At 37.8% G+C, this 11,376-nt stretch carries 13 protein-coding genes and 1 pseudogene; 2 read left to right on the top strand and 12 right to left on the bottom strand.

Annotated elements, in window-relative coordinates:
• Positions 1-43 precede the first annotated feature (43 nt).
• A complete protein-coding gene (locus ANG_RS08670; RefSeq protein ID WP_020999492.1) occupies positions 44-769 on the top strand; it encodes a pseudouridine synthase in 726 nt (241 codons plus the stop codon).
• A 20-nt stretch (positions 770-789) separates the two neighbouring features.
• Here the strand turns inward: ANG_RS08670 and ANG_RS08675 are convergent, their stop codons facing one another.
• The 3 genes from ANG_RS08675 to ANG_RS08685 all read right to left on the bottom strand — a co-directional run bounded on the left by ANG_RS08675 (position 790) and on the right by ANG_RS08685 (position 2,189).
• Positions 790-1,170: a rhodanese-like domain-containing protein gene (locus ANG_RS08675; RefSeq protein WP_020999491.1), complete on the bottom strand. Its 381-nt coding sequence runs from the start codon at positions 1,168-1,170 to the stop codon at positions 790-792.
• Positions 1,164-1,388 (bottom strand): YqgQ family protein, encoded by a 225-nt coding sequence (locus ANG_RS08680; protein ID WP_003025724.1) that lies wholly within the window; start codon positions 1,386-1,388, stop codon positions 1,164-1,166. The genes ANG_RS08675 and ANG_RS08680 overlap by 7 nt, the downstream gene beginning before the upstream one ends.
• A gap of 273 nt (positions 1,389-1,661) precedes the next feature.
• Positions 1,662-2,189, bottom strand: coding sequence for a Dps family protein (locus ANG_RS08685; protein WP_003033883.1), 528 nt, complete (start codon positions 2,187-2,189; stop codon positions 1,662-1,664).
• Between the two features lie 153 nt (positions 2,190-2,342).
• Here ANG_RS08685 and ANG_RS08690 point away from each other — a divergent pair, with 153 nt between their 5' ends.
• Positions 2,343-3,002 carry a prepilin peptidase gene (locus tag ANG_RS08690; protein ID WP_003033966.1) on the top strand — a complete coding sequence of 220 codons (660 nt, stop codon included), beginning with the start codon at positions 2,343-2,345 and terminating at the stop codon, positions 3,000-3,002.
• Positions 3,003-3,173: 171 nt separating this feature from the next.
• Here ANG_RS08690 and trpB read toward each other — a convergent pair.
• The 9 genes and pseudogenes from trpB to hpf all read right to left on the bottom strand — a co-directional run bounded on the left by trpB (position 3,174) and on the right by hpf (position 11,325).
• Positions 3,174-4,309: pseudogene (trpB, locus tag ANG_RS08695) on the bottom strand (tryptophan synthase subunit beta).
• Between the two features lie 315 nt (positions 4,310-4,624).
• Positions 4,625-5,976, bottom strand: a protein-coding gene (locus tag ANG_RS11020; protein ID WP_148290573.1) for an IS3 family transposase whose coding sequence is annotated in 2 segments (ribosomal slippage) — positions 4,625-5,514 and positions 5,514-5,976 — 1,353 coding nt in all. Because the reading frame shifts where the segments join, the coding sequence is not laid out codon by codon here.
• Between the two features lie 207 nt (positions 5,977-6,183).
• Positions 6,184-6,714, bottom strand: coding sequence for a VanZ family protein (locus ANG_RS08710; protein ID WP_003035190.1), 531 nt, complete (start codon positions 6,712-6,714; stop codon positions 6,184-6,186).
• The gene (gene rlmN, locus ANG_RS08715; RefSeq protein ID WP_025271931.1) at positions 6,707-7,789 is read right to left on the bottom strand and encodes a dual-specificity RNA methyltransferase RlmN; all 1,083 of its coding nucleotides are present in this window, start codon (positions 7,787-7,789) and stop codon (positions 6,707-6,709) included. The genes ANG_RS08710 and rlmN overlap by 8 nt, the downstream gene beginning before the upstream one ends.
• 33 nt (positions 7,790-7,822) lie before the next feature.
• On the bottom strand, positions 7,823-8,386 hold the full coding sequence (locus ANG_RS08720; protein ID WP_003035207.1) for a YutD family protein: 564 nt from the start codon (positions 8,384-8,386) through the stop codon (positions 7,823-7,825).
• Between the two features lie 137 nt (positions 8,387-8,523).
• Positions 8,524-9,579, bottom strand: a complete 1,056-nt coding sequence (locus ANG_RS08725) for a SepM family pheromone-processing serine protease (RefSeq protein ID WP_021001375.1) — start codon at positions 9,577-9,579, stop codon at positions 8,524-8,526.
• Positions 9,560-10,057, bottom strand: coding sequence for a pantetheine-phosphate adenylyltransferase (gene coaD, locus ANG_RS08730; RefSeq protein WP_003025749.1), 498 nt, complete (start codon positions 10,055-10,057; stop codon positions 9,560-9,562). The genes ANG_RS08725 and coaD overlap by 20 nt, the downstream gene beginning before the upstream one ends.
• A complete protein-coding gene (gene rsmD / locus ANG_RS08735) occupies positions 10,047-10,595 on the bottom strand; it encodes a 16S rRNA (guanine(966)-N(2))-methyltransferase RsmD (RefSeq protein WP_025271932.1) in 549 nt (182 codons plus the stop codon). The genes coaD and rsmD overlap by 11 nt, the downstream gene beginning before the upstream one ends.
• A gap of 187 nt (positions 10,596-10,782) precedes the next feature.
• Positions 10,783-11,325 (bottom strand): ribosome hibernation-promoting factor, HPF/YfiA family, encoded by a 543-nt coding sequence (hpf, locus tag ANG_RS08740; RefSeq protein WP_003032381.1) that lies wholly within the window; start codon positions 11,323-11,325, stop codon positions 10,783-10,785.
• Between the last annotated feature and the right edge of the window lie 51 nt (positions 11,326-11,376).

Genomic DNA, 11,376 nt, shown 5'->3' on the forward strand with positions numbered 1-11,376 from the left:
ATTGCAAAATTATGATATGATAAGAAAAAACAAAGGAAACTGTATGCGTTTAGATGTCCTACTAGCTCAAGCTCACATTAGTCGTAAAAAAATGAAGCAAGCTCTCCTAAAAAAGAAAATCTTGGTAGATGACCGCCCTGCTCGAAAACTTAGTCAAAATGTTGATACAGGCTTGCAGACTATTACGCTAGAAGAACAACCTGTTCTGGGCAAGCCTCATCAGTATTTTATGATGAATAAGCCACTTGGTGTTGTGACTGCTAACTCTGATAGGAAACACCAAACCGTTCTGGATCTCATCAGACCTGAAGACTTCAATGAACACCTATATTCTGTTGGGCGACTTGATCGAGATACTTCTGGACTATTGTTAATAACCGACAACGGACCTCTCGGTTTTCAACTACTACATCCTCAATACCACATTGCAAAAACATATGAGGTTGAAGTGAACGGTCTCCTAGATAACCAGATGATAAAAACCTTTCAAAAAGGGATTGTTTTTCTTGATGGAACTATTTGTAAACCAGCTCTACTTACAATTCATTCTTCTACTCCAAACAAAAGTACTGCGACAGTCACTATTTCTGAGGGAAAATTTCATCAAATCAAAAAAATGTTTTTGACTGTCGGTGTCAAAGTTCTTTCTCTTAAACGGACTCATTTCGGAGCTTTTGAATTGGACCAAAACTTAGCAGCAGGAGAATACCGAGCGCTGAACCAAACAGAACTCGAAAAAGTAAAACAATATTTAGAAAAAAGCTATTAAAAGTGAGCAACCCTTTTAGATTACTCACTTTTAACTTTTCCTTTCCAACCATCTAGTCCTGCAGAGAGGATGTAAATATCCTTATAACCTTCCTTTTTCAATAAGATAGCTGCATTCATCACACGTTGTCCCCGACTATTTTCATATAGTAAAACAGCCTTGTCTTTGCGAATCGCTCCTAAGCTTGTTTTTAACTGCTGTGACGGGATATTTCGCGCTCCTAAAATATGTTTCCGACGAAAATCAGCTGGGTCGCGCAAATCAATCAACTGACCTTGCCGAATCATATCACCAAATTCTGCATTGTCTACTACCTTAGCCGCATGACGAACACGGACATAGTTAAAGCCCATCCAGCCTAACGTTCCAACAATAATTGCCAATAAAATCCAGTTTAACATGTTTTCTCCTCATTCTTCTTCAAATATTGTAATTCCAACTGATGTTCCTTTCGCAAGACCCGCTCAGCTTCTAGATAGTCCATTCTTTCTATCAAGCCCGCATCATAAATCCTCTCTAACTCAATTTTCATCATTTCAATATCATACAAGCGCTTACCCATATAGATAATAATGCCAAAACTTTTGAGGTATTGCTGCACATCATAAAGTGTTTTCATGAGGCTTATTTTACCAGAATTTTAGGAGTATTTCAAGGTTGAAAAGAACTCATTTTGTAAGTAAAACATTCTTCAAGTGCTCAAAAACAACAAAAAAGCCGCCGATTGGGCGACTCTTATAGGGAGATTATTATGAAAAAGAAAAGTTTAGGATTTTTATCAAATAAAGTTAGGAGGTCTTCATCTGATGGTATTAGTATAACGCTACCTCCTTAAATTTATCTTAAACTCTAAAAGATTTTAAAATTTTATTTTCTATTCTCAAATATTTGCTTACACTCCTGGAGTTTGTCCAATTTCAGCCGTTAACATCCAGATATTCTTTTCAAGATCAGCTTTAGCACCGACAAAAATATCGTTGGTCACATCATCTCCTTCTTCATCTGTTACATCCAGAGCTTCTTGGTAGAGACCTACCAAGTAACGGAAGATTTCGATGACACGTTCCAAACTTTCTGCAACATTCTTACTGAATTTTCCTTCTTTTTCTTCAATATTGCTGTGTTGGATAAATTCACTCAAAGTTGAATACGGCATTCCACCTAAAGTAATCAAACGTTCACTTACTTCATCTAAAGTCGTATCCAAGGTTTCCATATACTCATCCATCTTAGGATGCCAAACCATAAAACCAGCTCCACGCATGTACCAATGTACTTGGTGAAGAGCAATGTGAGCAGTGTATAAATCCGCTACCACTTGGTTTAAAACTGCTTTTGTTTTGGGAAGAGACTTACTGAAAGACTCAACACTTGAGAAAGTTGCAACATCTTTTGCTGCTTCATTTTTTAGATTAACCATTATCCTACCTCGCTTTTATTTAGAATGATTCTAATCTTTTTGATTATGATTTAATTATAATGTTTCTAAATAAGAAAGTCAAATGATTGAACTCTGAAATTTCTTTTATTAGAAAAGTTGCAATTTTTTAGAATTATTTACGAATAAAAAAGTATGATTCATTTTTATTTTTTCTTGGTTGGAAGCATTGTAGCTTCCTTTTTAGGGCTGGTCGTTGATCGTTTCCCTGAACAGTCTATTATCGGTCCTTCCAGTCATTGTAATGCTTGTGGACAGAAATTAGCACCTCGCGATTTAGTCCCTGTCCTTTCTCAGCTTATCAATCGACTGCGTTGTCGGTTTTGTCAGTCAAAAATTCCCATCCGCTATTTGGTATTAGAAATCGCTATCGGATCTCTCTTTCTTGCAACTTCTATGGGCTATCTAAGTATCGGTCAGCTTGTCCTACTTGTAATGGGCATAACCTTATCCCTTTACGATCAAAGAGAACAAGAATATCCTCTGCTTATTTGGCTGTTTTTCCATTTCCTTCTTCTCTTTTTAACAGGTTTCAATCTTCTAATGATTAGTTTTTTAACCCTTGGAATAGTAGCTTTTTTCTTTGACTTACGAATTGGCGCAGGAGACTTTCTTTTTCTAGCTTCTTGTTCAACTGTTTTCAAGTTGACAGAGATTCTTTGGCTGATTCAAATTGCCAGCTTAGTGGGCTTATGTCTCTTTTGCTTAAAAAAGAGAAAAGACAGGATAGCTTTCGTTCCCTGTCTTTTGATTGGAGTGATTGTTCTACTTATGTATGAGTTGTTACTTCAATAAAATTAGAATGACATCCTATCATGAGGCTAGGATGGATGTATCTAGATTCAGCGGAGCCTCGAAATAAGGGAGCGATGATTAAAATTTTCAAATTTTAGTTTTTTTACGTCATCTTCCCAGATTTCATAATTTTTTGGGGGATGATTGTGCTAGCAATCATGGGTGTCTATCTCACTCTTGATTTTTCGTGTTTCTTTTTTCTAAGTAGTCAGCAATAGCTGCTACATCTTTATCACCGCGCCCAGATACATTGACAATGATAATCTTGTCCTTACTCAATCGAGGCGCGCGTTTAACTGCTTCTGCAATAGCGTGAGAACTTTCAATGGCAGGAAGGATTCCTTCTTTTTGTGTCAACAATAACAGTGCATCTACCGCTTCATCATCTGTTGCAGCCACATACTCAACTCTACCTGAATCTTTAAAAAAGGCATGTTCAGGACCAACTCCCGGATAGTCCAATCCAGCGGAAATAGAATAAACAGGAGCCACCTGACCGTCTTCTGAAAATACAGCATACGTTTTCATGCCATCAACAACTCCAATGGACCCTTTAGTCATTGTAGCCGCATGCTTGTCTGTATTCAAGCCATGACCAGCTGCTTCAACACCAACTAAATTGACTTCTTTATCTGCCACGTATTCAGAAAATGCTCCAATTGCATTAGAACCTCCGCCGACACAGGCAATAATATAATCTGGTAGGCACCTTCCTTATCTAGAATTTCACGGCGAGATTCCTGACTAATGACCTTTTGAAACTCATGCACAATCGTTAGATAAGGATGAGGATCAACAGCTGAACCTAGGACATAAAAAGCAGCTAAATCTGTCATCCAAGCAGCAAAAGCAGCATCCACTGCATCCTTTAATGTTTTAGTCCCTATTTCAACCGCATGGACAGTTGCTCCCATCATTTCCATTCGGAAAACATTCAATCGCTGACGTTCCACATCTTCTGCACCCATATATACATCGCATTTCATACCAAACTTAGCTGCTGCAGCTGTTGCTACTCCATGTTGACCGGCTCCAGTCTCTGCGATAACTCTGGTCTTACCCATTCGTTTTGCTAGGAGAATTTGCCCTAAAACATTATTTAATTTATGAGAACCTAGGTGATTCAAGTCTTCTCGTTTGAGATAGATTTTTGTACCTCCTAAGTGGTCCGTCAAACTTTCTGCAAAATAAAGCGGTGTCTCTCGACCTACATAATCTGCTAAATAATGATGATATTCTGCTAGGAACTCTGGATCATTTTTATACTTTTCAAATGTCCCCTCTAGCTCGTCTAATAAAACTTGAATCGGTTTCGGTACAAAGCTACCACCAAATTGACCAAAATATCCTTTATTTTATACCATGATGTTTCCTCACAATCTTTAGTATTCTTGAATTTAAACAACAAAATACCCCCACACAAAAACTGTGTGAGGGCATATGAGCGCGGTGCCACCTCAATCATGGGAAAAGTAGACCTTATCTGCATATCTCTATCTTGTCTATCAACAAGTTGCACTGTAAGGTGTGCACACCGAATTTTTATCGTTTCAAATTCATATCATTTACATCAGCCTATTTCATAAATATTGTACTGCCCCCAAAAAGTTAGACAAAAAATATTAGTGAAAGGATTTAGTTCTGTACTGCACAGGACTAAGTCCTTTTAGTTTAGTTTTGCTCCGTTTATTGTTGTAATAAACAATATAAGTTGCAATAGCTTTCTCCAGCTCCTCAAGCGATTGATAACTCTTCTCATAACCGTAGAACATCTCCGATTTGAGGATGCCAAAGAAGGACTCCATCATCCCATTGTCTGGACTATTGCCCTTGCGAGACATAGATGGGACAATTCCTTTCGCTTCTAAGAATTGATGATAAGACTGGTGCTGATACTGCCAGCCTTGGTCACTGTGGAGAATGGTTCCCTTGTAGGTTTCAGCAGGAAAAGCCTTGGCTAACATTGTTCTGACCTGGTTCAAGTCAGGTGAACGTGACAAGGTAAAGGCAATGATTTCACTATTATACCCATCTAAAATAGGAGACAGGTAGAGCTTTCCATTGACGTTTGGTAAGGCAAATTCGGTTACATCTGTATAGCACTTCTCATAAGGCTTAGAAGCTTGAAATTGACGCTGAATGAGATTCTCAGCTTTCTTACCAATCTCCCCCTTGTAAGAAGAATACTTCCGTTGACGACGAATTCGAGCTTGTAGTCCCATCACTTGCATCAATCGCTGAACTTTCTTATGATTAACGTGAAAGCCACGATTTTTCAGTTCAAGATGAATCCGACGATAACCATAGTTTCCCTTGTGCTCATCATAAATCAATTGAATTTCAGCTTTTAACTCTTGATTCTTGTCTGGTTTGTCCAGCTGTTTTAGCTGGTAATAGTAAGTTGCACGAGAGAGTTTAGCTATGGCTAGTAGGAAACTTAATCGGAATCCTCCCTTGACCATCTCTCTAATTGTCTCTGCTTTTCGTGCTGTAAGGTTTTGTCCCTTAAGCGTAACTCCCTCAACTTTTTTAGATAGGCATTCTCCGTTCTAAGACGCTCGTTCTCTTCTTGAAGTCGCTCTAGTTCCGTCATTTCTTCCCAAGTTTTCTTTTTCTTACGTCCCATCTTTGGTGGTCTCCCTCTTTGTTTCTCAACAATAGTATAGCCGTTTTTCTTATATTGTGCCAGCCAATTTGGGAGAGTCCCCCTGTTAGGAAGGGCAAAATCGAGAGAGACTGACAATTGAGAACGCCCTTCAAGAAGAACTTGATGAAGGATTTTTTGCTTTAGTTCAGGAGAATAATAAGTCTTCTTACCTCTCTTGACAATGCCTACTCCATGCCTATCAATCAGCCGAATCAGATATTCGATCCCTGACTGATTGAAGTTAAACTGTTTTGATAATGACTTGAGAGTTGCGCCGCTTTTTCGCAAGTAATAGATTTGAACCTTGTCTTCATAACTTAATTTCATAAAAATAACACCCTAAAAGTTAGAGTTTTCTTGTCTAACTTTTGGGGTGCAGTTCAATATCTACTACTTGTTTACACCTAGCACAAGCTCTCTGGAAGTATCAATTTACTACTTTTCTGATGTTTGAGCATTATTATAGAGTTTTTCTACCATTCTATCAATAAAATAGTGAAAAAGCATCCTAAATCCGAACAATAACCCTTATTTTTACTTAGAAGTCAGAAACTTATCTTTCCAATGGCTGACACAAGTCTTATACAACAGAAAAGCCAGATATCCGCCTAATGTATTTGTCCATAAATCATCTATTTCAAAAACACGATTGGCATCGATTAAAATATCTAACAAAATCTGCGTGCATTCGATAAAAAGACTCATTGCAAAACTGGCAAATAGCACATGCTTAGTGCTCCTCAACTTAGGAAAAAGCCAGAGAAGTTGAAAAATCAGTGGGCTAAGCAGAAATATATTCATTAGATTTTGTACAAAAACTTTGACCAATTGAAAGAAGGACGTAATTTGCCCAAGATTGATAAAAGAATTAAAAGGAATGAGAAGCACTACAATACGACCAAACTGCTGAATTCCCGGTGTTTCCATTCCCTTTTCTGGCACTTGAGGGAGAAAACACATTAGACATAATAATAAAATGTAGAAAATGCTTCCCCAAGTAAGAAAAGTACGTCCCTTAACGGTTAATTCACCATCTGTTTTCAATAGATTGTTCAATTTAAGCATGCTTGGTAAGAGCTTTCTCCTTGTCTTGCTTCATGGTGTTTGAGCGCAATTGACCGCAGGCTGCATCAATATCTGTCCCATGCTCTTGACGAACAACACAGTTAATACCATTCTTTTTTAGAGTATCGTAGAAAGCCATTACACGTTCTTTGGGACTGCGACTGTATTGATCATGTTCGCTAACCGGATTGTAAGGAATCAAATTGACATACGATAGCTTTTTGATGTTTTTGAGCAATTCAGCTAATTCCAATGCCTGCTCTACTCCGTCATTGACTTCATTTAACATAATATATTCAAAGGTCACTCGGCGGTTGGTCGTTTCAATATAATATTCAATTGCCGCAAATAACTTCTCAATTGGAAAGGCACGATTGATTTTCATAATGCTGGAGCGCAATTCATTATTGGGTGCATGAAGAGAAACAGCTAAATTAACCTGCACTCCTTCGTTTGCAAAATCACGAATTTTATGCGCTAATCCAGAGGTTGAAACCGTAATGTGACGAGCCCCAATAGCCAGCCCCTTGTCATCATTGACAGTTCGCACAAACTTGAGAACATTGTCATAGTTATCAAAAGGCTCGCCAATCCCCATAACAACAATATGGCTGACGCGCTCACCTTGTCCACGCTCATCAAAATATTTTTGCACCAGCATAATCTGAGACATAATTTCCCCATTATTCAAGTCACGCTGCTTTTTAATCAGCCCGCTGGCACAAAAAGTACAGCCAATATTGCAGCCAACCTGAGTAGTTACACAGACCGACAGACCATAGTGCTGACGCATGAGAACTGTTTCAATCAACATACCGTCTGGCAATTCAAAGAGATATTTGACTGTTTCATCAGCCGATTCCTGCACAATTCGTTGCTTCAGTGGATTCACGACAAATTCATCTTCTAATTTTGCCAACAAATCCTTTGAAATATTGGTCATTTCTGCAAAAGACTGAACCCGTTTGCGATAAAGCCACTCCCAAATCTGAGTAGCTCGAAATTTCTTTTCTCCTTTACTTTCTGTCCAATCTATCAAATCCTGACGAGTCAAACTATAAATTGATGGTTTCATTTTCTTCCTCTCTGTTCCCATTCTCGATTTCCACTATTTTTGACGAATGACAAAGTGGCGCTGGCTGCTTGTTTGTTGTTGCTTCGTTGAATTTTGCTTTCTTGCTCTTTGCTTTTGATTTTGTCGCTTACTGCGCTGGCGATTTTCTCGCTTGGGTTGCTCTTCTTTATAGGAGCGAGCTTGTTTAGGACGACGTGGCTTGGTTTCATTTTCCTTTTTGTGATGAGATTTTTTATCAAACGACGCTCGACGTGGTTTCAAATTTTCCAAAACAAAATAAGCACAGCCATAGTTGCAGTATTCTAACAAATAATCTTCTAAGCGACTGATTTTTTCCTCGCTTTCATTTGCCTTGTCATCTTTATAAAATCCACGCAAACGCAACTGCTCGTTGCCCCAGTCGCCAACAATATAATCAAATTTTGTTAAAATTTCTGAAAAGCGCTGATTAAAAGCCGTTATATCAAAGCCTTCCTTGAAATTCTCTACCAAGTCAAATTCAATTGTCTCAGTCAGGATTTTGGTTCCTATTTGCCGAAACTCCGGTCCAGGAAATTTATTGTAATTGTATAATTCAGGTGCAATTTCTTTTCGCATAGTCATCCTTTATCATTTATTCTTGTATTAAACCTATTTTACCATAAAAAGAAGTGTTTTTGATAGTTGAAATAGGGAAAGAAGAAAAGAGCAAAGTCAAATTTCTATCATTAACTTGCTCTTTTATTGAATTATTTTTACGACTTTTTTGTGCTCTTGAGGTAATCAATTGCGTCTTGCAAGGTCTTGACAGGTACAATTTTCATTTTAGTTTTAATTTTTTTAGCAGCTGCCAAAGCTGTCTCATAGTTTGTTTTCGCTTTAGGATTGGATTTTTTCACTTCCTTGGTGACTGGATTATTTGGCGCAAAGAAAATTTCTGCGCCATTTTTAGCTGCTGAAACAACTTTTTTGTCAATCCCACCAATGTCGCCAACTTTTCCTTCGCGGTCAATTGAGCCCGTCCCAGCAATATTTCTGCCGTCTCTCAATGTTGGATCTGCAATTTGCGTATAAATTGCCAAACTAAACATCAAGCCCGCACTTGGTCCACCAATACCGGCAGTTGAAAATTCAATTGGTGTGTTACTTGTGACTTCTGTTCGGTCAATCAAGCTAATGCCAATCCCGTTTTTTCCATTTTCAAGTTTAATAATTTTACCTGTAGCAGATTTCTTCTGACCGTCTTCTACATAGTTCACCTTGACCTTGCTGCCAATCTTTTGCGCTCCGACATAGTCTATCAATTCTTTTGAACTATTGAAAGTCTTATCATTCACACCTGTCACGGTATCTGCAATATTTAAAATACCTTTAAAAGTAGAATTCTTTGTGACTTGCAAGACGTAAACCCCTAGATATTTCAGAGTAATGTCTTTGCCAGCTTTTTTCAAGCCTTGGTATTTAGCTAGGTTTTGCGACGTTTCCATATAAAACTGATTGATCCGCATGTATTCTTTATCAGAAGTTCCGCCAGTCAAATCCTTCGCCGAATAAATATCTGTAAAAGGAGTCAGCCAAGCATAAACCAAATGAGCGAAGGTCGCATGCTGAATCCCAACCGTTACAAAATTATAAGAACCTTTTTCCTTATCTTCTTTGTTGTCCACGCGCAATACCTGACGGACATCCGCTGCACCACCTGGCACCTCAATATAATAAGGCAAGGGAACTACAAAAGATAAGAAAAGCAAAATCAGCCCTACTACTGCAATTATCGGCCATTTTTTAAATTTATTTCTTGGTTTTTCCATATTGTTTCTTTAACTCCTTTATGACACTTTCGGGCACATACTTTGAAATATCCTGCTCAAAGGAAATCAATTCACGAATTCTTGATGAGCTGAGATGCTGATAAGCTGGTTTGCTTATCAAAAAAATGGTTTCTATCTCAGGTGCTAATTCATGATTGAAAAAGTTGAGATTCCCCTCATAATCCAAATCCTGACTATTACGTAATCCCCGTACAAAAGTTGTCACTCCTAGCTTTCTAGCTACTTCCACTGCCAATTCATCATGAGAAGTAACAATTTTTACATTCTCCAAATGAACTAGAGCAGCTGCTATCATTTTTTCTTTTGCTTCAATACTAAAAAAACTCTTTTTCTCAAGATTATAAAAGATACCAACATAAAGGCAATCAAAGAGCTTACTAGCTCGCTTAATCAAGTCAATATGCCCCTTTGTAATCGGGTCAAAAGAGCCTGCAAATAATCCAATTTTATCTGACATAAACCGTTACCTTTGAAATTCCATATATTTTTTGCTTCCAGATACCTAGTCCTGCGATTTCTTCTGGTAAATCCACCGACTTGTCTGTCTCACAAACAACCAGTACATCATCGCTCAGAAGCTCTCGTTCAATCATTTTTATAATATCTGAAACAATCTGTTCTTTTGCATAGGGTGGATCTAACAAAACCAAGTCAAACTGTCCTGTGACCAATTCAAGTGCTCGATTGGACTCCATTTTCAGAAGTTCAAATCGTTCTTTTTCCTTAGTCATACTGATATTTTGGCTGATAATCGCTTGCGCCCTGCGGTCTTTTTCAACCAAAACAGCCGAAACCATGCCTCGCGAAATAGCTTCAATCGCTAAACTGCCGCTTCCAGCATACAAGTCCAGAACCTGTCCTCCATCAAAATAAGGACCAATCATATTAAAGATAGCTCCCTTAACCTTGTCTGTCGTCGGTCTGGTTGTTTTGCCTTCCAATGTTTTAAGAGGACGCCCCCCATATTTCCCTGCAACAACTCTCATAAAGAATATTATAACAAAATCTCTAAAGAATGTATCAGTTTTTCTTCTATGATAGCTGTAAGTCAATTGTTTTTTCTATCTAACTTTTGAAATGCAGTTCAAACATGATGATTTTTAATACAGTTTTTTGCAATTATCTCGAGCTGATTGCAGACCACATAAAAAATCCCCTGATATGAATCAGAGGATTGATTGATTATCTCACTTCAAGCAAGCCAACGTCACCGTCTTCACGACGATACAAAACATTGGTTGTGTTGTCTTCTACATCAGTATAGATGAAGAAGTCATGTCCCAATAAATCCATTTGAAGAAGAGCTTCTTCTAAATCCATTGGTTTTAAGTCAATTTGTTTGGAGCGAACGACTTTTGCAGGTGCAGCTTCTACTTCTTCAATAACAGCATCTGTAAATAACTGACTGGTTGATTTTTTATTACGGTTTTTACGCTCAATCTTTGTTTTATTTTTACGAATTTGACGTTCAATTTTATCTGTCACCAAGTCAATAGAACCATACATATCTTGAGAAACATCTTCTGCACGAAGAGTGATAGAACCAAGTGGAATAGTTACTTCAACTTTGGCTGTTTTTTCACGATAGACTTTCAAGTTTACACGCGCATCCAATTCTTGATCAGCTTGGAAATATTTTTCGATTTTTTCAAGTTTAGAAACTACGTAATCACGAAGAGCTTCTGTTACTTCTAGGTTTTCACCACGGATACTATATTTAATCATATAAGTACCTTCTTTCTAAGCATTTGTTTTTCTTTATTTTATTATAACGCT

The sequence above is a fragment of the Streptococcus anginosus subsp. whileyi MAS624 genome (genome assembly GCF_000478925.1).
GTDB classification, from domain to species: Bacteria; Bacillota; Bacilli; order Lactobacillales; family Streptococcaceae; genus Streptococcus; species Streptococcus whileyi.

Bases quoted from the DNA above. Each gene is read 5' to 3' on its own strand.
- ANG_RS08670 (WP_020999492.1), top strand. From the start codon at position 44: ATGCGTTTAGATGTCCTACTAGCTCAAGCTCACATTAGTCGTAAAAAA.
- ANG_RS08675 (WP_020999491.1), bottom strand. From the start codon at position 1,170: ATGTTAAACTGGATTTTATTGGCAATTATTGTTGGAACGTTAGGCTGG.
- ANG_RS08680 (WP_003025724.1), bottom strand. From the start codon at position 1,388: ATGAAAACACTTTATGATGTGCAGCAATACCTCAAAAGTTTTGGCATT.
- ANG_RS08685 (WP_003033883.1), bottom strand. From the start codon at position 2,189: ATGGTTAATCTAAAAAATGAAGCAGCAAAAGATGTTGCAACTTTCTCA.
- ANG_RS08690 (WP_003033966.1), top strand. From the start codon at position 2,343: ATGATTCATTTTTATTTTTTCTTGGTTGGAAGCATTGTAGCTTCCTTT.
- ANG_RS08710 (WP_003035190.1), bottom strand. From the start codon at position 6,714: ATGCTTAAATTGAACAATCTATTGAAAACAGATGGTGAATTAACCGTT.
- rlmN (WP_025271931.1), bottom strand. From the start codon at position 7,789: ATGAAACCATCAATTTATAGTTTGACTCGTCAGGATTTGATAGATTGG.
- ANG_RS08720 (WP_003035207.1), bottom strand. From the start codon at position 8,386: ATGCGAAAAGAAATTGCACCTGAATTATACAATTACAATAAATTTCCT.
- ANG_RS08725 (WP_021001375.1), bottom strand. From the start codon at position 9,579: ATGGAAAAACCAAGAAATAAATTTAAAAAATGGCCGATAATTGCAGTA.
- coaD (WP_003025749.1), bottom strand. From the start codon at position 10,057: ATGTCAGATAAAATTGGATTATTTGCAGGCTCTTTTGACCCGATTACA.
- hpf (WP_003032381.1), bottom strand. From the start codon at position 11,325: ATGATTAAATATAGTATCCGTGGTGAAAACCTAGAAGTAACAGAAGCT.